Origin of the sequence: Roseibium sp. (assembly GCF_965216085.1) — a bacterium.
GTDB lineage: Bacteria > Pseudomonadota > Alphaproteobacteria > Rhizobiales > Stappiaceae > Roseibium.
The window spans coordinates 1,369,803-1,392,763 of the sequence record NZ_OZ244138.1; the positions used below are offsets into that span (position 1 = coordinate 1,369,803).

At 54.8% G+C, this 22,961-nt stretch carries 24 protein-coding genes; 11 read left to right on the forward strand and 13 right to left on the reverse strand.

What is annotated here, in order from left to right; all coding sequences use genetic code 11:
- Positions 1-30: 30 nt before the first annotated feature.
- Both ACOOFE_RS06315 and ACOOFE_RS06320 read right to left on the reverse strand, forming a co-directional pair.
- The gene (locus ACOOFE_RS06315; RefSeq protein ID WP_420414173.1) at positions 31-1,521 is read right to left on the reverse strand and encodes an efflux RND transporter periplasmic adaptor subunit; all 1,491 of its coding nucleotides are present in this window, start codon (positions 1,519-1,521) and stop codon (positions 31-33) included.
- A gap of 180 nt (positions 1,522-1,701) precedes the next feature.
- On the reverse strand, positions 1,702-2,376 hold the full coding sequence (locus tag ACOOFE_RS06320; RefSeq protein ID WP_420414174.1) for an outer membrane protein: 675 nt from the start codon (positions 2,374-2,376) through the stop codon (positions 1,702-1,704).
- A 319-nt stretch (positions 2,377-2,695) separates the two neighbouring features.
- On the opposite strand from ACOOFE_RS06320, the gene ACOOFE_RS06325 reads away from it, so the two are divergent.
- From ACOOFE_RS06325 to ACOOFE_RS06365, 9 genes are all read left to right on the forward strand, one after another.
- Entirely contained in the window at positions 2,696-3,703 is a 1,008-nt protein-coding gene (locus ACOOFE_RS06325) for a calcium/sodium antiporter (protein ID WP_420414175.1), read from the forward strand.
- Positions 3,704-3,764: 61 nt separating this feature from the next.
- Entirely contained in the window at positions 3,765-5,741 is a 1,977-nt protein-coding gene (uvrC, locus tag ACOOFE_RS06330; RefSeq protein ID WP_420414176.1) for an excinuclease ABC subunit UvrC, read from the forward strand.
- 97 nt (positions 5,742-5,838) lie between these two features.
- Complete coding sequence (locus ACOOFE_RS06335) at positions 5,839-6,945, forward strand: endonuclease/exonuclease/phosphatase family protein (protein ID WP_420414177.1); 1,107 nt, start codon at positions 5,839-5,841, stop codon at positions 6,943-6,945.
- Between the two features lie 114 nt (positions 6,946-7,059).
- Positions 7,060-7,647, forward strand: a complete 588-nt coding sequence (locus tag ACOOFE_RS06340; RefSeq protein WP_420414178.1) for a thymidine kinase — start codon at positions 7,060-7,062, stop codon at positions 7,645-7,647.
- A gap of 90 nt (positions 7,648-7,737) precedes the next feature.
- Positions 7,738-8,025, forward strand: coding sequence for an HlyU family transcriptional regulator (locus ACOOFE_RS06345; RefSeq protein WP_141185626.1), 288 nt, complete (start codon positions 7,738-7,740; stop codon positions 8,023-8,025).
- Positions 8,026-8,160: 135 nt separating this feature from the next.
- Positions 8,161-8,742 (forward strand): CDP-diacylglycerol--glycerol-3-phosphate 3-phosphatidyltransferase, encoded by a 582-nt coding sequence (pgsA, locus tag ACOOFE_RS06350; RefSeq protein ID WP_141185627.1) that lies wholly within the window; start codon positions 8,161-8,163, stop codon positions 8,740-8,742.
- 37 nt (positions 8,743-8,779) lie between these two features.
- Positions 8,780-9,031, forward strand: a complete 252-nt coding sequence (moaD, locus tag ACOOFE_RS06355) for a molybdopterin converting factor subunit 1 (RefSeq protein WP_420414179.1) — start codon at positions 8,780-8,782, stop codon at positions 9,029-9,031.
- A gap of 3 nt (positions 9,032-9,034) precedes the next feature.
- Positions 9,035-9,502, forward strand: coding sequence for a molybdenum cofactor biosynthesis protein MoaE (locus ACOOFE_RS06360; RefSeq protein WP_420414180.1), 468 nt, complete (start codon positions 9,035-9,037; stop codon positions 9,500-9,502).
- Positions 9,503-9,595: 93 nt separating this feature from the next.
- Positions 9,596-10,894 (forward strand): multidrug effflux MFS transporter, encoded by a 1,299-nt coding sequence (locus ACOOFE_RS06365; RefSeq protein ID WP_420414181.1) that lies wholly within the window; start codon positions 9,596-9,598, stop codon positions 10,892-10,894.
- Between the two features lie 41 nt (positions 10,895-10,935).
- On the opposite strand, the gene ACOOFE_RS06370 is transcribed toward ACOOFE_RS06365, so the two are convergent.
- The 7 genes from ACOOFE_RS06370 to ACOOFE_RS06400 form a co-directional block, all read right to left on the reverse strand.
- Positions 10,936-11,586, reverse strand: a complete 651-nt coding sequence (locus ACOOFE_RS06370) for a glutathione S-transferase family protein (protein ID WP_420414182.1) — start codon at positions 11,584-11,586, stop codon at positions 10,936-10,938.
- A 38-nt stretch (positions 11,587-11,624) separates the two neighbouring features.
- The gene (locus tag ACOOFE_RS06375; protein ID WP_420414183.1) at positions 11,625-12,281 is read right to left on the reverse strand and encodes a ribonuclease T2 family protein; all 657 of its coding nucleotides are present in this window, start codon (positions 12,279-12,281) and stop codon (positions 11,625-11,627) included.
- A 21-nt stretch (positions 12,282-12,302) separates the two neighbouring features.
- Positions 12,303-12,749 carry a cytoplasmic protein gene (locus ACOOFE_RS06380; RefSeq protein WP_420414184.1) on the reverse strand — a complete coding sequence of 149 codons (447 nt, stop codon included), beginning with the start codon at positions 12,747-12,749 and terminating at the stop codon, positions 12,303-12,305.
- Between the two features lie 88 nt (positions 12,750-12,837).
- Positions 12,838-13,686, reverse strand: coding sequence for a 23S rRNA (adenine(2030)-N(6))-methyltransferase RlmJ (locus ACOOFE_RS06385; RefSeq protein ID WP_420414185.1), 849 nt, complete (start codon positions 13,684-13,686; stop codon positions 12,838-12,840).
- Positions 13,683-14,210, reverse strand: a complete 528-nt coding sequence (locus ACOOFE_RS06390) for a GNAT family N-acetyltransferase (RefSeq protein WP_420414186.1) — start codon at positions 14,208-14,210, stop codon at positions 13,683-13,685. The genes ACOOFE_RS06385 and ACOOFE_RS06390 overlap by 4 nt, the downstream gene beginning before the upstream one ends.
- 138 nt (positions 14,211-14,348) lie before the next feature.
- Complete coding sequence (locus ACOOFE_RS06395; RefSeq protein ID WP_420414187.1) at positions 14,349-15,185, reverse strand: cold-shock protein; 837 nt, start codon at positions 15,183-15,185, stop codon at positions 14,349-14,351.
- 211 nt (positions 15,186-15,396) lie between these two features.
- Positions 15,397-16,494, reverse strand: coding sequence for a DUF1176 domain-containing protein (locus tag ACOOFE_RS06400; protein WP_420414188.1), 1,098 nt, complete (start codon positions 16,492-16,494; stop codon positions 15,397-15,399).
- A 242-nt stretch (positions 16,495-16,736) separates the two neighbouring features.
- On the opposite strand from ACOOFE_RS06400, the gene ACOOFE_RS06405 reads away from it, so the two are divergent.
- Positions 16,737-17,357: an MBL fold metallo-hydrolase gene (locus ACOOFE_RS06405; protein WP_420415550.1), complete on the forward strand. Its 621-nt coding sequence runs from the start codon at positions 16,737-16,739 to the stop codon at positions 17,355-17,357.
- Between the two features lie 17 nt (positions 17,358-17,374).
- On the opposite strand, the gene ACOOFE_RS06410 is transcribed toward ACOOFE_RS06405, so the two are convergent.
- The 4 genes from ACOOFE_RS06410 to ACOOFE_RS06425 all read right to left on the reverse strand — a co-directional run bounded on the left by ACOOFE_RS06410 (position 17,375) and on the right by ACOOFE_RS06425 (position 20,913).
- Positions 17,375-18,376 (reverse strand): DUF1402 family protein, encoded by a 1,002-nt coding sequence (locus ACOOFE_RS06410; protein ID WP_420414189.1) that lies wholly within the window; start codon positions 18,374-18,376, stop codon positions 17,375-17,377.
- A 258-nt stretch (positions 18,377-18,634) separates the two neighbouring features.
- Entirely contained in the window at positions 18,635-18,976 is a 342-nt protein-coding gene (locus ACOOFE_RS06415) for a DUF6665 family protein (protein WP_420414190.1), read from the reverse strand.
- A 44-nt stretch (positions 18,977-19,020) separates the two neighbouring features.
- Entirely contained in the window at positions 19,021-20,277 is a 1,257-nt protein-coding gene (locus ACOOFE_RS06420) for an MFS transporter (protein ID WP_420414191.1), read from the reverse strand.
- 72 nt (positions 20,278-20,349) lie between these two features.
- Complete coding sequence (locus tag ACOOFE_RS06425; protein WP_420414192.1) at positions 20,350-20,913, reverse strand: chalcone isomerase family protein; 564 nt, start codon at positions 20,911-20,913, stop codon at positions 20,350-20,352.
- 305 nt (positions 20,914-21,218) lie between these two features.
- Here ACOOFE_RS06425 and ACOOFE_RS06430 point away from each other — a divergent pair, with 305 nt between their 5' ends.
- Positions 21,219-22,856: a methyl-accepting chemotaxis protein gene (locus tag ACOOFE_RS06430; protein WP_420414193.1), complete on the forward strand. Its 1,638-nt coding sequence runs from the start codon at positions 21,219-21,221 to the stop codon at positions 22,854-22,856.
- Positions 22,857-22,961 lie beyond the last annotated feature (105 nt).

A 22,961-nucleotide genomic window follows, 5' to 3' on the forward strand; every position in this document is an offset into this window, starting at 1 on the left:
AAGGTTTTAGGGCGGCCGATATCATGCGTGTCATCCCCGGCGCTCCCGGCGCTGTTCCAGGCGCTCGATCAAGTCTTTGGGAACCATCGGCTTATTCAACAAAGCAAGAAATTTTGCTTTGCGCTGTTCGGGCATGTTGCTTTCGGCGAGTTGCTGGATCAGCGCTTCTCGCCGTTCCGGCTCTAGGGCGACCAGGTCACCGGGAGGTGTGGCTTCTCCCGATTGCGACAGAGCAGGATCAGTATCTTGTTTCAAATCTTTCTGGCGGGGTGTGACTTTTAGACCAGGACCAAGTTGAGGCAGGCGTTCACGCACATACGTTGCATTGAAGGGCACATTTGTCAGCACGACTTCATCGCTCATCCGGCGCAGCACTTTGGCGGTAATTTCTTGCAGCCGGCTGTTTTCATCGACGAGCATCAAACGGCCGTCCTCGGTGATTGCGGCGGCTGGCACCACCGCGACACCGGTCAGTTCGGGCTCCTGAACCTCGACTTTGACAAAATCGCCCGGCCGCAAAACTGTCCCAGGGCCAATATCGAGACTTGCAAACAGAGTCCGGCCGGCTTCGCCTTCTGCGACAACGGCGGCAGCGCGGTCGATATGCGCAGGAAGTGTCACGGACCGGGCGCCGAGTTCTAGCGTGATGGTGACGGGCGCTTTGATCAAAGCACCGCTTTCATCAAGCAGGCGGGAGAACTCGCCGGTCGAAAGCGGAAAACGGACCTCAAGGGCTGCAGGGTCAATCAGAAGTGCGAGTGTTTCGGAGGGACTGACCCTCCGGCCAAGGTTCGCATCGACGTCAGACAAATATCCGGCGAACGGGGCGGTGAGGGTGGTTTCTTCCAGAACTCGTAGAGCATCTTCCATGGCTAGCTGAGCGCGCTGGACACTGAGATCCATACGTTCGACTTTCTTGCGCGCTGTGATGACCGACTGAAGCCGGTTGCTCAGAGCCTGTTCCAAAGAAGCCACGGCCAGCTCTTCAGTTTCCACCTGAACAGCGGTCGAATAGCCCTTATCCCTGAGCTGGAGTTGCCGCTCAAGCGCTTGTTTGCGCAAATTGAGTTGGCGCCGGGCCGCTTCCAGTTCCTGTTCCGCGCCGACAATAGCTTCTTCTGCTTCCGTCTTCTGAGCTTCTGCATCGGCGAGCGCTGCTTCTGCATCAAGATATTGGAATTCGGCATTGGCCGGATCGATGCGTAGGAGCAGTTCACCTTCGGCGACCGCCGCGCCGTCGCGGAATTTGGCGGCAACTTCCACTAGGCGGCCTTCCGAACTTGCGCGCAGCTGCAAGGTTCGCCAGCTTTCGATTGTACCATAAGCGGTCGTGATCGGGGTTACAGTTTGCGGGATTAACTTGGCAACATTAACGGCGTAGCTGCGTTCGCGGACCGGGCGAGACCGGGCAGGTTCTTCCGCTGTCACGGATTCATACAAACGGTAGGCACCAAAGCCTCCGAAACCGACCATAACTGCGATCAATGCCAAGCCGATCAGGCCGCGCACCAAAAATCGCATTCACCTCTCCCACCATCGCTTGCACTTGCTGGCCTGTCAGGAGACCTCGACCAACATGTAGTGCTTTGTGCCTGTTTTACCACGTCTTTAAGGCGAGAAACTGAAAAGCTTGTAACCAGGTGTCACAAAAAAAACCGGCACCAATGATGCCGGGTTCTATTGCCGTTAGGGCAGGGTTTCTTAGAATTTATACGCGATACCTGCGCGAACCTGGTGGTTGTTGAAGTCGGAGTTGACCCCCGTTCCGCCAAGGTTGAAGTTCTGATCGCCGAAATCCTGATAAGAATAGTCGAAGCGGGCAACAATATTGTTGGTCACCGCAGCTTCGGCACCGGCGCCAAGTGTCCAGCCGAGCGCTGTTTTACTGTCTTTAAAGCCGTTCGCAGAGGCTTCGAGGTCAGCAAGAGCAAGACCACCGGCACCGTAGATCAAGTAACGGTCAAAGGCGTATCCGAGGCGACCGCGGAAATTGGCGTTCCAATCCGAGCTAGATTTCAGCGAAAGGCCGCCCACAGTGCCACTTTTTTCGATGTCGGTTAGGTTGAAGTCCGTTTCCAGACCGACGACGACGTTCGGCGTTACCTGGAAGTTATATCCTCCATAAACGCCACCGCCGACACCATTGGTGTTGAAGTCGTTGCTCAGACCGCCGGTGGTATTATCGAAGTTGCTAAACACCCATCCCAATTGGCCACCGACATAAATGCCGGTCCAATCGACGGATTGCGGTCCCGCCGGTGCCGCGTCGTATGCGGGCGCTGGTGCCGGAGCCTGCGGCAGGTCGGCTGCCAAGGCAGGAAAGGTACCTGCCGCGCTGGCTGTGAGGGCAAAACCTGCAAGTGCAAGACGGTTCATTGAAATTACTCCAAATCCACACTAATTCGTTCGTTCCAGACGGGCTTGAAGCCGCGTCCACACTTCCCCCGCTCATTGATATGGGGACCGTTTGTGGCGGATCAGGTCAGACAATGTGGAGTTTTGGTGACAAATGGCGGCAAATTTCTGTCAGGGTGAATGGGAAATTAAGTATTCAGCAATATGCGAAAATTGGGTTTGAAGATCCTTGTTCGCAGCTTCCCCCGCACCAATCTATTGCGTATAACGCGCCCAGTCGAAGACGCGCCGTGTCAAATGCCGCGCTTTTTCACAACTCAGACCCGAACCGGAACTCAGAATGCTGTTTGACTACATAAGCCTGGCAGGCGGATTGGTTGTGCTGATTATCGCCGGCGATGTGTTGGTCAGGGGGTCCGTTGGGATCGCCCAGCGGCTTGGCATTCCAAACCTGGTGATTGGCTTGACGATTGTGGCGTTCGGCACGTCGGCTCCTGAATTGGTGATCTCGCTTAAAGCGGCCTTAAAAGATGCAGGCGGCATCGCCATTGGTAACGTGGTCGGGTCCAACATCGCCAATGTGCTTCTTGTTCTCGGCATGCCGGCATTGATCGCCGCCACACCTTGCGGCGAACAGGGCGCAACGCGGACTGCCGTTTTCATGGTTGCGGTCACGCTGGTATTCATCGCCCTTTGTTTCTATTCGCCCATTGGCCTCTGGGCAGGCATTCTGCTTCTGGCTCTTCTTGCTGTTTTCCTCGCCGGGTCGACGATTGCGGCCCGGCGCCATCGTAAGGATCTGAAGGCAGCAGCCAATGCAGCTGGAGCTGATGTTGCCGCCGACAGTTTCGATGAAGACGAGTTGGAGGATGTCGATGACGTTCCCGATTCTGTCTGGATTGCGCTCATCTATATTGTCCTCGGGCTCGTCGGACTGCCGCTTGGCGCGCATTTCACCATTACAGGTGCCACCACGATCGCAACCGCCTGGGGTGTGAGCGAAGCGGTGATCGGCTTGACGGTGATTGCGCTTGGCACGTCCTTACCGGAACTTGCAACGACGGTGATGGCGGCCATTCGCCAGCATGGCGGCGTTGCGATTGGTAATGTGATCGGCTCGAACATCTTCAATCTGCTGGCGATTATCGGCATTACGGCCGTGGTTGTTCCGATTGATGTGCCGCAAGAGGTGCTGAAACTCGATGTCTGGGTAATGCTAGCGTGTGCCGTTCTTTTGACCGCGCTGGCCGGATTCAAGATCTGCCTTGGCAAAATCTCTGGCTTTGTGATGACTGCTGCCTATGCGCTTTACATCGCCAGTGTTTACATGCTGGGCTATGCTGGTTGAAGGTCTTGAACCTTACTTCTTATCAATTCTGCGATTAGCGGATCCGGCTTGAAAGGCAGGTATGGACGACGTGTCCGAAACCGACAATCTCAAGGACGATGCATCCAGTAATGACGAATGCCCGGCACTGAAGGGTGTCGAAGTCATTGCCCGAGAAGTCAAACGCCTGCCAAATGGGCCGGGTGTTTACCGGATGCTCGATGAAAATGGCGACGTTCTTTATGTCGGAAAGGCGCGCAGTCTCAAGAAACGGGTGACAAGCTACACACGGCTGCAAGGACAATCCAACCGGATCATGCGGATGATCCTGGCAACGACCGCTATGGAGTTCGTCGTCACCAAGACCGAACCCGAAGCGCTGCTTCTGGAAGCCAATCTGATCAAGCGGTTGCGGCCCCGTTTCAATGTTCTGCTGCGGGACGACAAATCGTTCCCTTACATTCTGGTGACCGGTGATCATGAGGCATCCGCGATCATCAAGCACCGTGGTGCCAGAAAGCGGAAGGGCGAGTATTTTGGACCCTTTGCCTCAGCTGGCGCGGTTGATCGCACCATCAACGCTTTGCAGAAAGCCTTTTTGATCCGGACCTGTTCCGACAGTTATTACGAGAACCGGTCTAGGCCATGCCTGCAATATCAGATCAAGCGTTGTGCCGGCCCCTGCACGGGGGAAATTGCGGAAGAGGACTATGCCGGCCTTGTGTCGGAAGCGAAGGCGTTTCTGTCTGGCCGCAGTCAGTTGATCAAAGGGCAGCTGGCTCAGCAGATGGAAACGGCATCCGCCGACTTGGAATTTGAGCGGGCTGCGATCTACCGCGACCGGTTGGCCGCGCTTTCCCATGTGCAGGCTCACCAGGGGATCAATCCGCAGACCGTGGAAGAGGCCGATGTCTTTGCCATTCACCAGGAAGGCGGACAATCCTGCGTACAGGTATTTTTCTTCCGGACAGGGCAGAACTGGGGCAACCGGGCCTATTTTCCCAAAGCCGACAAATCCTGGGACGAGGCGGATATTCTGGAAAGCTTCCTGGCGCAGTTTTATGACGACAAACCAGCCCCCAAACAGATCCTCCTGTCCAATCCGCTGAGTGAACAGGACCTCCTGGCCGAAGCGCTCACCGAGCGCATGGGCCGCAAAGTCGACGTCTCTGTTCCCAAGCGTGGGGAGAAGAAAGAGCTCGTCGCGCATGCGCTGACCAATGCCAGGGAGGCGCTGGGCCGGCGATTGGCCGAAACCTCGAGCCAGGCACGGTTGCTTAAAGGCGTTGCGGAAGCTTTTGATCTGGATAAACAACCCAGGCGCATCGAGGTCTACGACAACTCGCACATCATGGGCACAAATGCTGTGGGCGGCATGATTGTCGCGGGCGCTGAAGGCTTTGCCAAAGCGCAGTACCGGAAGTTCAACATCAAATCGGAAGATCTGGTGCCAGGCGACGATTACGGCATGATGCGTGAAGTTCTGACCCGGCGCTTCTCCAGGCTCCTAAAGGAACATGCTCGGCCTGAAGGCATGGCGGATGATGTGGCGGACGCTGAAGCAGTTGCAGAGACTGATGAGGCCGATGTGCCCGTCGAAACTGACATCCCTGCCTGGCCGGATCTGGTGCTGATCGATGGCGGACAGGGGCAGTTGACGGCTGCCCGGGAAACGCTGGAAGAGCTTGGCATTACGGACGTGCCTCTAGTGGGTATCGCCAAAGGGCCCGACCGGGATGCGGGCCGTGAGAAGTTTTTCATTCCAGGCCGGCAATCCTTCATGCTGCCCGAACGCGATCCGGTGCTCTATTTTGTCCAACGCCTGCGCGACGAAGCCCACAGATTTGCCATTGGTTCGCACCGGGCGCGGCGGAAGAAAGACATTGCCAAGAACCCGTTGGATGAGATTGCCGGTATCGGCCCAACCCGCAAGAAGGCACTGCTGTCACACTTCGGCACGGCCAAAGCCGTGTCAAAAGCGGGTGTGGAAGATCTTGCGGCAGTTCCGGGCATTTCCGAAGCCATCGCCCGCCTGGTTTATGATCATTTCCACGAGTGAGTTTGTTTTTCTGCGCAGACGCAATAAAAGAGCGGGTGCTGCGGCTCCGTATTGTTCAAAAATGCTCGAGTTGCCAATGAACGTCTAAGGAAAACTCTTGCCAAGATCTCCCAGTGACATTTCCCGGATGGTCCGCAAGTTGTTAGGGCTTGCGGCATGGTGTGCAGTGCTTGGGGCTATCTGTGCCAGCGCGCTTGGCCTGTCATCATTTCTGGTGCCAGATTATTGGCTCTCTGACAACATGAGCTTCTTCCTTTGGCAATTCCTTTATGCAGGATTTGGTGGGGTGTTGCTCGGAGCGATTGGCCTCTTCTTGGCTCATCGGTTTTGGGCGCTCTATCGCCTGACGGTTGCCGTTGCCGCGATCGCAATAGTGTCGCTTGCGGTCCTGACCGGCTTTCGAACCGTTGAAAACACAAAACCATTTGCACCCACAACTGGCGAAGTCCAAACGCTCAAAATCGCTTCGATCAATTTGGAAGCGCTGTTCCTCGGAGATCCGATTCTTGAAACCTACCTGGAAGAGGTCGATGCCGATGTGATTGTCTTTCAAGAGACGATCTGGAATTTGCAAAAATGGCAGTGGCAGCGGCGTGGTCTGCCCATCGGCGGCACGGACAATGGGATTTATCCGGCCAACTATCATGTCGGCCAGCTGGGCGGACTGGTGGTGTTCTCCAGATTTCCGATCGAGGACACGGCCTCTATTGTGATTCCGGGTGTCTCGATGCCAGGTGCCAATGTTTATCACGATGCCGACCGGGAAATTTTATCGATGTCTTTGCTTGTCGGGGGACAGAAGGTCAAACTTGTCGCCGTCCATCCGGATAGCCCCCGGACCCAGCCACGCTGGCAAAACAAACGCTCCTATCTGGACATAATGGACGAAGCAATCGCGCAATTGCGCCAGGAAGATCCTGCTCCATTTGTTGCGATTGGGGATTGGAACAGCGCTCCTTGGTCGGCCCGCTTCCAACGATCATTGACCCAAAATGATCTCAAAACCGCTTATCCAGATGGCATCCCGCAGCCAACGCGGTATTTCTATGACTACCGGCTGCGCTGGATTATCGGGGCTCCAGTTGACCAGGTCGCGGTTTCGGACGATGTCGGCATCGAAGATGTGGCACTTGGCCCACATATCGGGTCAGACCACAGGCCATTGATTGTTACGCTGCAGCTTCCTGAGGCGGCAAAAAACTGAGGCGCGGATTACACGTCTGGATTCCTCTGTGGGCTGGGCCAGAAAACAATTGAGCTTGGGCTCAGGATTGGAAAAACTGCAGCGGACTTTTGACCGATTCCTGCGGAAAGCCTAATGGCCAAACTCTACTTCAATTACTCCTCGATGAACGCGGGCAAATCGACAGTCCTGCTGCAAGCCTCCTATAACTACGAGGAGCGTGGGATGAACACGTTGCTCCTGATTGCGGCATTTGATGACCGCGCCGGTAAGGGCAGGATTGCTTCGCGCATCGGATTGGCAGCGGATGCGGATGTGTTTTCCGCAGCAGATGACCTTTTTGATCATGTGGTGGCTGATAGAAAAAACCGGGAAATCCACGCGGTTTTGGTCGATGAAGCGCAGTTTCTGACGGAGGAACAGGTGTGGCAACTGGCGCGGGTTGCCGATGAATTACGCATTCCGGTGATGTGTTTTGGGCTACGCACAGACTTTCAGGGAAAACTCTTCCCGGGCAGTTCGGCGCTGCTCGCGATCTCCGACAATCTGAAGGAAATCAAGGCGGTTTGCTGGTGTGGACGTAAGGCAACGATGGTGGCCCGGCTGGATGCTGACGGCAATATCGTTGATGAGGGGGATCAGGTCGTCATTGGCGGCAATGAGACCTACATTTCTTTGTGCCGGCGCCACTGGTCCGAGAAAAATCTTGGCGGTCAGGATTAGCGGATAACAGCCGTGTGCAAACGGACGGCTTGAAGCGCTGGCTGGACCGGCCTAAAAGAACGGCAGGAACTTCTTGAGAAGGATGGCCACATGTTCGGCAAAGTGTTGAAGTCATTGTTTGGGACGTCTGAAGGCGGTCAAAAGACCGGCAGCAGTGTCTCAGTTGACTATGACAGCTACACAATCATCGCGGAACCGCAACAATCCGGCGGTCAGTGGCAAGTCCGCGGCCGGATCGAGAAACAGGTCGGAGAAGACCTGAAAAGCCATGTCTTCATCCGGGCGGATACGCTGCCGGGTGAGAGCGAAGCGGCCAACGAGATGATCCGCAAAGCCAAATTGATGATCGATCAACAGGGCGATACCATATTCAAGTGAGGGCAGGGCCGGACAGGTTGAAAGGCTCCGAATTTCTGGACCTGCCTGCCGTTTGCAGTTAGAGCCTGAAAGTCCAGCCAAAAAACCCATCACCTTCCCCGAATAGCCTGATACAGACCGGTGTTAGAAAGCCAAATGAAAAACAGCGTCGCCTTCAGCTTGCCAAATCTTTTGACATATGGGCGGATCTTGGCAGTTCCTGCCGTGGCTGTTTGCTTTTATTTTGAAGGCACAACACCGAGGTGGATCGCGCTTGGCCTGTTCATCCTTGCTGCCATCACTGATTTTTTCGACGGATATCTGGCGCGGGCCTGGCAACAGCAATCTGCTCTTGGCCGGATGCTCGACCCGATCGCCGACAAGCTTCTGGTTTCCGTCGTCCTGTTGATGCTGGCGGCAGATGGCACCATTGGCGGATGGTCTCTGGTGGCCGCAATCATTATCTTGTGCCGCGAAATCCTGGTGTCTGGATTGCGGGAATTCCTAGCCGAACTGCAGGTCAGTGTTCCGGTGACCCAACTGGCCAAATGGAAAACAACACTTCAGATGATTGCCATCGGTTTTCTGCTGGCAGGACCTGCGGGTGATACGATCTTTCCGTATACGTCTTTGACGGGTCTGATCGCGCTTTGGGTGGCAGCCACTCTGACCCTATATACGGGCTATGATTATTTCCGGGCCGGTATTGGGCATTTGATTACGGAACAAGCCCCGTAAGCAGGCCTTTCAAAACCGGACAACGGTCGAGGTGTTTATGAATATTCGATATTTCGCTTGGGTACGTGAGCGTGTCGGCCTAGAGGAAGAAGCGATTGACGTTCCGACTGAAGTTGTGACCGTCGCGGATCTGATCGGCCACCTGAAATCGCTGGATGACCGGCATGCCTTTGCCTTTGAAGATGGAGATGCCATCCGCGTTGCCCTTGATCAGATGCATGTGGAGGCAGACGCCGAGATTGGCAACGCCAAGGAAGCGGCCTTTTTTCCGCCTATGACGGGGGGATAGTCGATGTCCGTTGAGGCAACCGTCCGGGTTCAAGCCAGGGATTTTGAGGCTCAGGTAGAAGCGGACCAACTGGCAAAGGGACGCAAAGATGTTGGTGCTCTCGTCAGCTTTACCGGACTTTGCCGGGATGAAGCCGGCACATTGGCCGCTTTGGAGCTTGAGCATTATCCCGGGATGGCAGAGGCGGAACTCGGACGCATTGCCGGTGAAGCTTTGAAACGATGGCCTTTGACAGGACTTACCGTAGTTCACCGGTATGGAAAAATCAGGCCGGGTGAGCAAATTGTACTCGTCGTTGCCGCGTCTGCTCACCGGCGGGCCGCTTTTGAAGCTGCAGACTTTTTGATGGATTTCTTGAAGACCCGGGCACCGTTCTGGAAAAAAGAACACTTCTTGTCCGGACAATCGGAAAGCTGGGTTGCTGCAAAGGCAGACGACGATGCCGACGCAGGCAGGTGGATAGAATCCTAACGGCCTTTCAGCCTATATGGTAGATCGGTGCAACACTTCACCTCTTCCGGCTCTCATTCCGGGAGATCTCATCGCGCTTGAACGGACCAACTTGTGAAACACAGCGATACTGCGACTGAATACTCCCCTGCCGCCTCCGGCACTGCACCGGCAGCCGGAAGGGGCAAAGCCGAGGTTCTGCGCGACCCAGGAATCCCGTTTGCCGAATTTGTGACCATCATTGCGCTTTTGATGGCGCTGAATGCCCTGGCTATCGATGTCATGCTTCCGGCGCTGCCCGCCATAGGCGAGGCGCTCAAAATTCAGGAAGAAAACAACCGGCAAATGGTCTTGCTGCTTTATCTCGTCGGCTTTGGCGGTGGGCAGCTGTTCTTCGGCCCGATTGCGGACTCCTTGGGCAGGCGCAAGGTTTTGATCGGCGGACTTGCCCTTTACAGCCTTGCCAGTGTCGCGGCGATCTTGACCAATGACCTGACCCAGTTTCTCGCTGCCCGGGTTCTGCAAGGGGTGGGCTGCGCTGCCGCCCGAGTGACAGCCCTTTCCATTGTCCGCGATTGTTTCACCGGCCGGCGGATGGCGAAGGTGATGTCTCTTGTAATGATGGTGTTTATGGCTGTGCCGATTGTGGCGCCCTCCATCGGACAGGCGATCTTGTTTGTTGCTGGCTGGCACTGGATCTTCACGATGCTGCTTGCGGCTGGTGTCGGCATGCTTGCCTGGACCGGTCTGCGTCTGCCTGAAACGCTGGCGCCGGAACACCGCCAGCCGATGGTGGTGTCAAACATCGCCGGGGCCTATTGGAAAGCGCTGACGACCCAGGTCACCTTCGGCTACACCATCGGCCTCGCGTTCATCTTCGGCGGCTTGTTTGCCTTTTTGGCCATGTCTCAGCAGATCTTCGTCGACGTGTTTGGGCTCGGCGCCTATTTCCCGCTGGTGTTTGCCGCAATTGCCATTGCCATGGCTGGGTCGTCCTTCATGAACGCGCGGTTGGTCGAGGCGATCGGTATGCGGCGCCTGTCGCATGCAGCTGCATTGGCTTTTACCGCTCTGGGATTTTCGATCGCCGCGGTTGCTGCGGCCGGATTTGAGAACCTTTGGATCTTCCTGATTTTGACCACCCTGGTCATGACGACCTTCGGTTTTCTTGGGGCAAACTTCAACACCATGGCCATGGAGCCTCTTGGTGACATTGCCGGAACCGCATCGTCGGTCATTGGCTTTGTCAGTACGCTCGGGGGCGCGATCCTTGGTTACCTGATGGGGCAGATGTTCGACGGATCGACCTTGCCCCTTGGCCTGGCATTTGGCTTTTATGGGGTTGCTGCAATCGCCTGCATCTTGTTTGCCGAAAAAGGCAGCATGTTTCATGCGCTGGAACGAGGCGAGTAAGACTAAAGAAAAAGCCGGACAGATGCCCGGCTTCTCGTGAACTACCGCAGTGGTGCGGGATCATTTTCCGGAACCGGAGCCGGAGGAAGTTTGGTGTCGGTAAAAGCCGGGACCACGGCTTCAAAAGCGTTCAACCAAGCCACAAGTTTTGGGTGACCTGAGCGCCAGTCGCCGTTGTAACGGATATCTAAATAACCGAGTGCGCACGCGAGAGTTAGCGTTCCAGCGTTGATGTCATCTGCGGACGCCGGATGGGCTGGAGCATTGGCATCGAAATGTGCCAAAGCACGCTCCATCTTGGCCCCTTGATAGGCATCCCAGGCCGGGTCACGGTACTTTGGTTCCTTGAAGCGCTTTTCATAGACCCGCAGAATTGCTGCATCCATCAGGCCGTTTGCAAGCGATTGATCGCGCAGCACCAGATACCGGCTTTCTCCTTCGGGAAAGAGCTTTCCGCCACCGGCTAGAAAGTCGAGGTATTCAAGGATCACGGAGCTGTCGTAGATCACTTCGCCGTTTTCCAGGACCAAGGCTGGGATCTTACCAAGTGGGTTCTGGTTTCTGAGTTCGTCAGACGGGTCCGCCGTGTTGGCTTCCACGATTTCAATCTTGTCCTTCAGACCGAGAATGGCCATGGCAAGCTTGATCTTACGGCCAAAGGGGGAGGGCGGCGAAGATCGCAGTTTCATCATTCTCAAACTCCTGACAGGTTTTGATATAAGCGGGAATTCTATCGGGGGGCGGGCGGTGAGACGGTCAGCTTGCCGGACCGGCATCCGCTGCGGTCGACAGATTGGCAAGACCGGAACTCCAGGTCCTTTGTCATGCAAATTCGGATCTCTTCCAGCTCTCCGCGCTCACAGACGATAGAAATTGCATCATTGGAGAGACCGGGGTTGACGCTTTTGAAAGCGTTCTCGATGGCTTGAGGTGCCGCTTGCCCCCGCTTGCTCAAAGTCCGGAACGCTTTGGGAATAGAAACCTTCTTGTAAGCCTGACGGGTGAGGTCAAAATAGTCTTCAGGTTCCAAGCCGGAACAGGTGCCGTGTTTGCGCCACTGATGGAAGATCAAGCCATGGCTTGGCATGATGTCATCCATATCGAATGCAATCTGCCGGTCGATCCGCCGGCGTGTGGCATCACAGCTCTCGGGGTAGCCGCGTTCATATTGCGGCCAAAGCCCATGAACAATAAAGCGGAAGGGATTTGCCGACTTGCACTGATGCGGATTGGCGTCTGGGCCAGCTTGTTTGCAGTAAGCAGGGGACCAGGAAAGCGCCAGGACGTAAAAATCAAAATCGCCGGGTGTGTCGGCAGAAGCGGCTGGCGCGAACAGAGCTGTGAGCAGGACTGCAGCCAACCGCCGCAGATGTTTCGCCAGACGCATAACCTATTTTCCGAATTTGAACTATTGAGCTGTCAATGAGCGGCAGGAGCCACCATAGACATACCATTTGTCACGGCCAGTCAGGCAGGTTTCTACATTCCAGCCAAGACCAAACAGGCCCGCATGCGCTTCCAACAGATATTTTACCCGGACGCGGCTGCCGTCGGACAGTTTGGCGGTGCCGCTGCAATACCGGCGGGCAACCGGACTAACGACATTGGTTCTGAACGTGGTGTCGCGAATTTTATAAAGGTCGAGGATCCGGACACCGCCATAATAGGACGGAATGGCCCGTGTGACGGTTTTCTGAACTGCGTTCTGGACAGACGTTGCACTACAGCCTGGCAACTGATTGGACCCGCTTGTTGAGAAGTAAACACGGTGTTCCCCGGCAGAAGCAGCCACGGTCATGATCCCAGAAAAGGCCAGTGCTGCTAGGGCGGTTTGAGCGATGCGGAAAAACGTCACGGCATAACCTCCGGTAGTATCTCGCCCTGACGATGGGGGAGGCCCCAGGCAAGGTCAAGGTAGGATCGTATAAAATCGGCTCATTTGGTTATTCACCGACGATTTGCTTTACGCTCCAGTCCGCTCCGGGGCCCTGATGGACCACGTCACAAAGCCATGGAAGCACTTCTTTCATTTCTCCCATTAGGGTAAACGGCGGGTTAATTATGGTCATTCCAGAGCCCAACATGCGGGTGTCAGGACCGCTTTTCCCGGCATTTAATTCCAAGGCCAGGATGTCACGCAAACCGGCATCTGCGAATTCTCTATGCATTCGTGAAATGGCACTGGCCTCTTTCATGGGGTACCAAAGCGCAAAAGTGCCAGTTGGCCATTTGCGCCAGCCCTTGATGACCGCCTCGGTCATATCGGCAAATTCGCTGGTTTTCTCAAAAGCCGGATCGATCAGAACCAGACCGCGTTTTTCTTTTGGTGGCAAGAAGCTGCCCAGAGCGAGCCATCCATCCAAATGGATGGTTTTGACGTGATGGTCTCCAGCAAACAAATTGGACAAGGTCTTGAAGTCGGCTGGATGCAGTTCAGTCAGGGTCAGCCGGTCTTGTTTGCGCAAAAGCCGCCGGGAGAGTAGCGGGGAGCCGGGATAGATCCGTAAATCGCCGTCCGGGTTTTCTTTTCTGATGACATCTAACCAAGGGGCAAGAAGATCTGCGACATCAGCTGGGATTTCGGCTGCCAGAACCTTCCCGATGCCTTGTTGCCATTCGCCGGTCTTTTGGGTTTCTTCCGACGTAAGATCGTAGCAACCAATCCCGGCGTGCGTATCAAGAACACGGAAGGCTTTGTCCTTGCGCTGGAGATAGGTGATCAGCCGCGCCAGGACCGCGTGCTTGAGAACGTCGCCAATGTTTCCGGCATGATATGCGTGGCGGTAATTCATTCAGCAGCACCCGCCTTGGCAGTCACGGGATCCTTTTTAAGAAAGACCACCGCTTTTTCTCCATGATCCGCGGTGCCAATTTCTTCAAAACCGAGGCGTTGATGGAACCGGAGTGAGCCGGGATTGGGAGGCCGGGAGTTGACCTCACATACAAAACTGCGCCCGGTGTCTTCGAAATGCTCGAACAAAGCGTGATAAAGCTTTTCGCCAATCTTCAAACCGCGCCTGGATTCATCAACGCAGATCCGGTCAGTATAGGCGAAATTTGAAACCTCTTCGCTGAGCCACTTGTAATTGAGGCTGGAATAATCCGTGCCATCTCCGATGCAAAGGAGAAAACCTGCCGGTGTCCCATTAACTTCGGCAACTAGACAGATGAGCGCTTGATTGATGAGATCCAGCATCTCCGCAGCAGTTAGTTCATTCACCGCAGGCACAGCCGCAGTGTTTAGCGGAAGCAGATGGTTCAGGTCACCGGGTTGGAATGATCGGATGGCCGCAGTGGGCTGAGATGACGAAGTCATTGGATGCTCATAAAAGACAGAATTAGGCGAGTTATAAAGTGCCGTGGGGCGCAAGAAAAGAATTGAAGATACAAATAAAAACGGGCGCACAAAGTACGCCCGTTGTCACGGTTCTTCTAACTGGGTAAAGCGCCCGGCTTATTCGTAGTCTGGCTGCTCGCCGCTTCCAGGAATTGGAGCGTCTCCGCCGTCACCGTCGCTGCCTTCTTCAATCATCTGCAGGTTGACCGCTTTCGGGCCTTTACCCCGGCGGTCCGGTTCGGTCTCAAAGGAGATCCGCTGACCGCTGTCCAGAGACGCAAGGCCGGAGCGCTCCACTGCAGAAATATGCACGAACACATCCGTTTCGCCTTCATCTGGCGTGATGAAGCCGAAGCCTTTGTCGGACTTGAAGAATTTTACGACGCCAGACTGGCGCGGCCCACGTTCGACAGGTGGGAAATCCCGGCGCGGGCGGTCTCCGCCTTCACGGTTGCCGTAGCCGCCTTGTCCGCGGTCTCCGCCGCCATAACCACCGCGTCCGCCGCCGCCATAGCCGCCTTCGCGACCGCCGCCATAACCGCCGCGACCGCCACCGCCGCCGCCATAGCCGCCACCACCTTCGCGGCCACCGCCGCCGTAGCCGCCACGGCCGCCGCCGCCGTATCCACCGCCTTCACGGCCGCCACCGCCGTAGCCGCCGCCCTCGCGGCCACCGCCGCCATAACCACCTTCACGGCCGCCGCCGCCATAACCGCCGCGGCCGCCACCGCCACGATTGCCGTAGCCGCCACGGCCACCATCCCTGTCGTCGCGGCCTTGGCCGCCACCAAAGTCATTGTCGCGTCCGCCCCGGTAGCCGCCATCACGGCCGCCGCCGTAGTCACCACCAAAATCGCTTCCGCCAAAGTCACTGCCGAAGTCTTGCGGACCGCCAAACTCACGTTTGCCGCCGCGCCGACCACGCGACCGCCGGTCCGAATCCCCATCGTGCATTACTTAATCACCTTAATTTCCGTGCCATCCAGCACTAACACCAAGTCTCACCCGCCTTCTCAGTCGAGCCAATACAGGCGAGCACACTCATGTGCACTCACCAAACTACGGGATCGGGTTGAAACAGGTCTGCCGCACCCCTATCCAGCCGCTGCGGAAACATCATAAGGGCGCGTTTGTGAAAATCGCAAGAAAATCCTGGAGCGAATCGCTATTTAGGCGTGCTTTTTAAGGGCCAGGTGTTTGACCAATTGGACAAGTCTGGCTCGGTGCTGTCACACGTTTTGCGCGAGGCTTCTTCAAGTAACACCAAGCCGGTGCCGTTCCAGAGCCATCGGTTCCAAAGGCCGCATTCGCCGACACCGGAGCCTTTGAAGTAGCTAATCAGCTGCAAATCAGCCGGAATCCAAAGGGCATTGTAGATCAAATCGGTCGCTATTGGACCGTTTTCCGACATTCTGGCCACATGTACCTGGCGGGCAGCACCATCTTTTCCAGCATAAATTGCAACATAGGGGCTGTTGTAGGCCGAAGGGGCACCGCAAGGAAGGATATAAAGCGATGCCCCATCTTCCAGCGGGACACGGACTGCATTCAAACTGGCGAAAATAGTTGGATCAATTGTCGAGCACAGCCGGTTGGCATGCCAGATAGCGGAAACCTCGGCTGGCAATTCCTCGGGCGCCATAAGCGGCAGAGCGTGCGGTGCGTTGACGGCAGGATCTGTTCCTGGTGAAACGATTGCGGTTACCGTTCCGGTGCGGTTTTGGCGGTTGTCTAACCATAAGAGGCCGGACTTCAGTCCCTGTAACGGGACAGTAACGGATAGGGTATCTGTTCCGGTTTCATCTGGCATGTGTATCGTCAGCTCGGCACCGGTCTGCAGGGCCTCCAGAAGGGCTAGCGTAACAGCGCCTGTCGGATACCAAAATCCCTCGCCGCCAAGCGGGCGGAAACCGGCTGGAGATGAGACAGTTGGCTGAATTTCCCGCAGCTGTTCGATCGGCAAAGATTCAATAGTTTGGCCGTCTACATCGAAACGCAGAGTTCCTGTCTGAGGGAGAACGGTATTTGTGGTCAGCCGCAGGAGCGGCAAAGCATCGGCTTGCCAGTCCCGGACGATCCTCAGATCCACCCAGACGGACTGGTTGCGGGTCAAGGAAGAAGAAAAACACACGCCTGTGCTGGCACAGTCAACCGACCAAGTGTCAAAGACCGGAGCAGTTCGACCAGGCTGGGCCCCTACTTCGGCCCCGCTTCCCAAAACTAGGAAGGCTCCCACTACAGCGCTGAACAGTCGAGATGTCATTCGGTTCCGAACCTGATTTTTGGGCAAATCCTACAAGGACCTCTCATCTTGTACGAAATGGAGAGGGCAAGGTGAAGCCGCCGGAATGCAGAAACATACGGTGCTGGAGATTTGTCCCGTATTTGTTACAAGGTTCTTTCAATCTGTCCAACAAGGAGAATGCTGTGGCGCAGGACAAGCCGAATTCGGGTGAGGGGGCTGGCAACAGCACACAGGCAGAAGAACTGCCGCCAATCCAGATTATGATTATTCCTGTCACCGGGTTCCAGCAGAATTGCTCCGTGATCTGGAATCCAGCCACGATGGAAGGGGCTGTAGTGGATCCCGGCGGTGATGTCGATATGATCATGCAGGCGATTGAAGACAAATCCGTCAAAGTCGAAAAGATTGTTCTGACGCATGGTCATATTGATCATATTGGCGGCGCTGCCGATCTTGCTGAGCGCTTGTCGGTTCCGGTTGAAGGACCTCATGAAGCCGATCAACCGTTGATCGACCGGGTTGCCGATCAAGCTGCTCAGTTTGGTATGGGTGAAGCTAAGCCGGTCACTCCTGACAAATGGATGCAGGAAGGGGACGTCCTGGATATGGCGGGTCGGAGTTTCGATGTTCTACATTGCCCTGGCCACTCACCCGGGCACTTGGTGTTTATCGATAAGGAACTCCGATTGGCGATTTCGGGCGATGTGCTCTTTGCCGGCTCAATCGGCCGGACCGATCTTCCAGGTGGCGATCATGCGACCTTGATCCGGTCGATCACGGAAAAACTTCTGCCGCTGGGGGATGACATTTCCTTCCTGCCTGGGCACGGACCTGCATCCTCTTTTGGTCAGGAACGTCAGACCAATCCGTTTCTGACTTAAGTACCCTTTAGAGGACCTTAAAGAAGTGCGTTGAGGTCCTCAATCCGATCATTGACCAGCCAGCCATAATAGTTCTCTCGTGGCCAGGATTTGCCGCTCCGGCGGAATTTCGCTGCGCGGCTCCAGGGATCGCCGAGATTGTAAAGCGTTGCCGTCAGGCCTGGATTTTTAGAGATATCTACCTTTCCAACTGACTTATAGGCATCGATCGCATCGCGGATGATCGCGGCCATGTAGTGCAGGGATTGGTTTGGATCCATCGTTGCCTTGTAGACGGCTTCCGGGTTCGTGGACTTGAGCTTGCGGAAGTTGCTTTGCCTTGCCACGCGGTCGGTCATTTTAAGAACCGTCAGCGGGCTGAGTTGACCGAGGCCGAAACTCTGGCCGGAATAGAGCGGTTGAAAAAAGGCTTCGTTGAAGTTCTTGGAAGGGTATTTCGTGCCGTCAACGCGTTTGCCACGGAAGCGACTGTTCCAGACCTGCTCGTAACAAGACCAGCGCCGGTCGCTGCTTTTTTGTACGTGGTCTTTGCGGCAGCGGTCGAATTGCGGCCGTTTGACAAAGTCCTCCACTTGTTCGCCATCAAGCTCAAACTCGAACCGGATGCCGGCATATGCGAGTGCCTTCACATAGTAGGACTGCGCGCTGTCGAGCGTATCGTAGTTATAGGTGTGTTCGCCGACGATCGAGCCAATGATGTGAATAGGGTCAATCTTATAGCGCTTGGCAACACGTTTGATGGAGGACATCAAACGGCGATCCCGTTTGAGGACACCTAGAACCTTATTAAACTTGGCATCGTAGGACGATTTGGACGCCGATGTTCTTCGCGCGGAGGCATAAGGAATTTTGGGTTGGGAGCGGTAACGGTTTCCTTCCGGAACCACACGAACAGATTGTGCGTAGGCTTTGTTGACCAGGAAGCCAAGGCCCGGAGAGGACAGAGCAACCGTACCGATGAGTGTTGCGGCCACAATTAGGCGAACAGAAAACCTATGGACGACAGAATTTCGTTTCATGGTAATCGCTCGGGGCCAATTCTCATGGTTATTATCGTGGACCGGACCTGCGCCCAGTGAAACTTGATACCGACAGAATGTATATCTAACGCAGCGTTATTGGGAGATATTGATTTTATTATATGCGTGCGAAAAGAGCATTCTTGCCAGCGAGATGCAACTGCCACAACGTCTTACAGGCCGTCCATCAACAAGGAAGTGATATAAATCACAAAGGCATGTCCCTTCGTGAAAATGTGGGCCTTGGTAAAACTGTCATTATCGTTTGCCGGCAATCGGTCCCATGTGCAGCCGGACGTCCTTTGGCACGTTCATATGATCATAATAGGGTTTGTGCCGGATGAGCCCGCATAGTTCCCGTTGAATGGTAACGAACCACAGAGCTTCCCGCGCCACAGCGAGTTTTTCGCCAATCAACTCCTCGTCCTTGGGATGAAGCGTTTTGGCGTGTTCCAACTGAGTGAGTGCGATTTCCAATTTCTTTTGCAACCGGCCGAGGGTTGAGGCTTTTTCATTAAATATCTCATGCTGTAACGCGGCGGATAACGGATCTTGGGCTGCGTCAGGCCGGTAATAGATTTGAGGCGGGCGGATGGACATAATCTTGTTCCAGCTTTCCGTTTCGGGAGCGCACAACGGCTGCATTATACCGCAGACTTGTTTTTGGAGAGTGTATTGTCTGCCAAAACCAATCCGAAAAGCGCAGCCAATTTCAATAGGCAAGGCAAAGCGGCATATGTAAGGCTGAGCACCCATTCCAGCTTGGGAGTGAGCTCGGTTCCCGGGACGTAGCCGAACGATCCCAAAATGGGCAGCGCTAAGCCGGTTGCGGCTGCCAACGCGACTTTCGACAACAATGCCATCAGGGAAAACAGCCGAGACGCTTCTGCCTGGCGCGTGTCGGCTTCAATATGATCGGCCAATAGGGCAGGCGGCAGAGCCAAGTCTGCGCCAAGTGCTAAGCCGGACAGGCCGCAAACGGCTGCATATGCCAACAAATCCCCTTGTCCGAGAAAGACCGCCCAAATGAATGTAATTACCGCAAGTCCGAGAGAGATTTGCCAGGCACGGATTTTCCCGGCCTTTGCAGCTACCTTTATCCAAAGCGGCATGGAGGCGGCCCCGCTCAGGAAATAGATCAGCAGAAACAACCCAGTGTAGGGTTCTGCACCCAGACGGTCTCTGATGAAAAACATTACGAGCACGGCAGGAATGGCGCTGGCGAAGGTGTTCAAAAACACCAAAGCGTAAAAGCAAGCGCGCCACCTGTTTTTCAATAGAGCGCGCCAGGGTATTTGCTGCGATGACTTTGCTGGCCGGGAGAGCTCGGCCGATTTTGTCCAAAGGGACAGCAGATAAAGAGCGCCTGTGAGCAGAGGGATATAAGCAAGAGTAAGAACATGAAACGCAAAAGCCGGATCGGTCCATTGTGTCAGCAACGCCGGAGCAATCGCGGCAGCAAGCAGCCCCAGCAGTCCGAGAGCTTCGCGAGCGCCGGTGATACGGGTTCGTTCTGCTGTCGACACCTTCCATAATCCGCCGACAGTCTGGAGATTGATGGTTACGATAGAAAAGCCCGTCGTGCAGATCAGAACGGAGAAGGCAAACCAGGTGAGGGGGCTTGATTCCAACGGATGAAACAACATCCAAAAACCGGCCCCGAGCAGCACAACACCGGCCATTAGAATTTGAGGCCGTTGCTTGTAAAACCGGTCACTTAAGCTGCCAATCAAGGGGTCCTGAAACGCGTCCACGAGCCGGAGCAATAGGAGAATGAAACCCAAAGTACCAATTGGTTGGGCGAGCGTTACCGCATAAAAATCCGGCGCATGCAGGTAGATCGGGAGACCGGCAAAAGCCAAGGGAAAAGCAAGGGCGCCATATGTGAACAGCTCGAACAACTGGATCCGAGGTGCAGGGGCAGGACTACTGGGCCGATTGTTACCGACTGTTGCTGCTTGAAGCATGAATGATCAAGAACCGGCGCCAACTAGTTTTGCACGCAGTCTGGGATTTCCAGTGCGATTCCCCAGCCATATGGCAAAGAAGCGTTTTGAGAACGCCTTATCTGAGATCGCGCCGATTTTCCGGTTGCCAAAGTAAAACACGGTACTGCCGGACGCCGTTCTGACGCCAGTGATGGATTGGCCTGCTGAAACGTTCGGGAATATGGCTTCCATTTGTTTGGACCATTTTGCCAGCTGAGCTTTTGAAGCACCTTGTTTGCGCATCTCATCAGCCGATCGTTTGGCAATCGCTTGGCCTTTGAAATTGCGAAGGTAGGTCAACTTCAAGGCAAACGGTTTTGACGGTGAATATGCTCCCCCAGGTGCGTAAAGTGCAGCATCAAATACCTTGATACCCAAAAAAGTTAGGCGTCCTTGTCCAACCAAACTTGCTGAAGGGATGGATCTGGCTGCCGAACCGAGGTCTGCCCGTGCAGTGCTTACGCTGATGGGCGATCCGAAAGTGACCAGGACGAGGGCAAAAACAATGAGGTAACGAATTTTGAGAGCGGGAAGGCGTAGGTACTGCATTGGTCACTCCTTTAGTTATGCAGGACCTTACGCAGCACCGCCATCGACGGATTTCCGAAACTTGTCACAAATCCTTTGGTGAAAGCCTGAGGCTACCAGCGGATAGTTATTTCTATCGCAATAAATCGTGAGCAGATATTTTATTGGTTGACTTGATAGTTTTGCTCTTTTTCCAAATAAAAGCTTGTAGATTTTTCCAATAATCGGCTTGTTTTTGCTTATTTTTTGGCCTCCTGCGGGCCGCCCGATTAAGAGAAAATTTGCAGACTGCCTTTATAACTTCCCCGAACCTTATGGGGGACATTATGAAGTTCTGGCAATCAGTGAAATTTACCACGACAGTGCCAATCGTGGCTGTGGTAGCGTTGGCGTTCGTCGCCTTCGCGTATGTAACATCATCGCAACGTGTATCGGGCGTTCAGCACGCTTTCGAACAACAAATCAGTATGAGTGCCAACCTGACCAATCAGGCTTTGGGCAATGCGATTTGGGATTTCGACCAAGACTTGGCGAACACGCTGCTTGATCCATTGCTGGACAACCCTGACTTTTCCTGGGCGATCGTTCAGGAGAAAAACGGTGATGTATTTGCGTCCTTGAACCGGGCAGAAGCAGCAGGATCCAATGATGAACTGATCAGCCTTATCCCTGAGGAAATGCGCGGTGAAAATGCGTCTGAAACGACAGAGTTTTTTACTGGTTCAGAGTATCAAATCGGTATTAAGCCGATCACACGCAAGGACGGTGACACGGCCGAAACGCTCGGCATCATGTATGTTGCCTTTGATATCTCCGCGATTAACAGCGCCCGCAGTGAAGCGCTCATGACCGCATTGATTATCACCGTGATTGCAATTGTTGCCGTTTCCTTGGTTTTGGTTGCCTTGATCCGCCGTATCACCGGCCAGATCGGAATGCTGTCCGACACTATGGGCACGCTTTCTGACGGCAACTATGACATTAATATCCCGTATGTTGAGCGCGTCGATGAAATGGGTCAGATGGCTCGAACGGTCGAGATCTTCCGGGACAATGGTTTGCGCCAACGGGAACTGGAACAAGAACAGCAGCAAAACATTGAAAACGAGCGCCGCCGCCAGGCTGCTCTGGACGAGATGATCTCGGATTTCCGCGATGACAGCGGACGCCTACTGGAGCCGGTCTCCCAGTCGACGGATAGCATGGCCAATATCTCTGGTGTTCTTATGGACCTGTCCACTACGAACACAGAGCGGACTGCGTCTGTGGCAGCTGCTACCGAACAGGCCTATGCGAGCGTCCAGACGGTCGCATCGGCATCAGAAGAATTGTCGGCCTCCATCGGTGAGATCTCCCGCCAGATCAATGAAACCAGTGAAGTTGTCTCTACTGCAAATGACAAAGCCAACTCTGCGAATGAGCAAGTTGCGAGCCTTGCCGCTTCTGCTCAAAAGATCGGTGCAGTGTTGCAGCTCATTCAGGATATCGCCGAACAGACCAACCTATTGGCACTGAACGCCACGATTGAGGCTGCGCGTGCTGGTGAAGCCGGCAAAGGCTTTGCAGTTGTAGCAGCCGAAGTTAAGGAGCTGGCTACCCAGACCTCCAAGGCAACGGAAGAGATTTCCGCGCAGATCAATGCCATTCAGGGTGCGTCTTCGGACTCTGTAGCAGCGATCGAGGAAATTGCGACCATTATGGAAAAGGTCAACGAGTTCACCAACTCAATCACTCAGGCTCTGGAGCAACAGGGATCGGCAACTGCTGAAATCAGCAGTTCTATTCAGGAAGTTGCTTCTGGAACACGCGAGATCAGCGAGAACATGACGGGTGTTAAGGCTGCGGTTGATGATACCAGCCAGTCCGCTGGCGAGGTTTCTGCGACATCCTCTGAAGTGGCTCAAAACACCCGCCAACTGGCTGAGCGTATTGATGATTTCCTCAAAACCGTCGCAGCCGCTTAAGGTTCAAATCAGCCCCCGCCAGAGTGGCTGAAAAACACAGACCCCGCGCATTTAGCGCGGGGTTTTTTCTTGTCGGATGAAGGCAAGCCGGTGTCATGTTTTCTT

What these genes read in the sequence shown, in the direction of transcription:
- ACOOFE_RS06390 (WP_420414186.1), bottom strand. Translation starts at nt 14,210, where the DNA reads ATGACTTCGTCATCTCAGCCCACTGCGGCCATCCGATCATTCCAACCC.
- ACOOFE_RS06375 (WP_420414183.1), bottom strand. Translation starts at nt 12,281, where the DNA reads ATGCGTCTGGCGAAACATCTGCGGCGGTTGGCTGCAGTCCTGCTCACA.
- ACOOFE_RS06405 (WP_420415550.1), top strand. Translation starts at nt 16,737, where the DNA reads ATGATTATTCCTGTCACCGGGTTCCAGCAGAATTGCTCCGTGATCTGG.
- ACOOFE_RS06410 (WP_420414189.1), bottom strand. Translation starts at nt 18,376, where the DNA reads ATGAAACGAAATTCTGTCGTCCATAGGTTTTCTGTTCGCCTAATTGTG.
- ACOOFE_RS06385 (WP_420414185.1), bottom strand. Translation starts at nt 13,686, where the DNA reads ATGAATTACCGCCACGCATATCATGCCGGAAACATTGGCGACGTTCTC.
- ACOOFE_RS06345 (WP_141185626.1), top strand. Translation starts at nt 7,738, where the DNA reads ATGTTCGGCAAAGTGTTGAAGTCATTGTTTGGGACGTCTGAAGGCGGT.
- ACOOFE_RS06325 (WP_420414175.1), top strand. Translation starts at nt 2,696, where the DNA reads ATGCTGTTTGACTACATAAGCCTGGCAGGCGGATTGGTTGTGCTGATT.
- ACOOFE_RS06430 (WP_420414193.1), top strand. Translation starts at nt 21,219, where the DNA reads ATGAAGTTCTGGCAATCAGTGAAATTTACCACGACAGTGCCAATCGTG.
- ACOOFE_RS06360 (WP_420414180.1), top strand. Translation starts at nt 9,035, where the DNA reads ATGTCCGTTGAGGCAACCGTCCGGGTTCAAGCCAGGGATTTTGAGGCT.
- ACOOFE_RS06395 (WP_420414187.1), bottom strand. Translation starts at nt 15,185, where the DNA reads ATGCACGATGGGGATTCGGACCGGCGGTCGCGTGGTCGGCGCGGCGGC.
- ACOOFE_RS06320 (WP_420414174.1), bottom strand. Translation starts at nt 2,376, where the DNA reads ATGAACCGTCTTGCACTTGCAGGTTTTGCCCTCACAGCCAGCGCGGCA.
- ACOOFE_RS06400 (WP_420414188.1), bottom strand. Translation starts at nt 16,494, where the DNA reads ATGACATCTCGACTGTTCAGCGCTGTAGTGGGAGCCTTCCTAGTTTTG.
- ACOOFE_RS06370 (WP_420414182.1), bottom strand. Translation starts at nt 11,586, where the DNA reads ATGATGAAACTGCGATCTTCGCCGCCCTCCCCCTTTGGCCGTAAGATC.
- ACOOFE_RS06315 (WP_420414173.1), bottom strand. Translation starts at nt 1,521, where the DNA reads ATGCGATTTTTGGTGCGCGGCCTGATCGGCTTGGCATTGATCGCAGTT.
- ACOOFE_RS06425 (WP_420414192.1), bottom strand. Translation starts at nt 20,913, where the DNA reads ATGCAGTACCTACGCCTTCCCGCTCTCAAAATTCGTTACCTCATTGTT.
- ACOOFE_RS06340 (WP_420414178.1), top strand. Translation starts at nt 7,060, where the DNA reads ATGGCCAAACTCTACTTCAATTACTCCTCGATGAACGCGGGCAAATCG.
- ACOOFE_RS06415 (WP_420414190.1), bottom strand. Translation starts at nt 18,976, where the DNA reads ATGTCCATCCGCCCGCCTCAAATCTATTACCGGCCTGACGCAGCCCAA.
- uvrC (WP_420414176.1), top strand. Translation starts at nt 3,765, where the DNA reads ATGGACGACGTGTCCGAAACCGACAATCTCAAGGACGATGCATCCAGT.
- pgsA (WP_141185627.1), top strand. Translation starts at nt 8,161, where the DNA reads ATGAAAAACAGCGTCGCCTTCAGCTTGCCAAATCTTTTGACATATGGG.
- moaD (WP_420414179.1), top strand. Translation starts at nt 8,780, where the DNA reads ATGAATATTCGATATTTCGCTTGGGTACGTGAGCGTGTCGGCCTAGAG.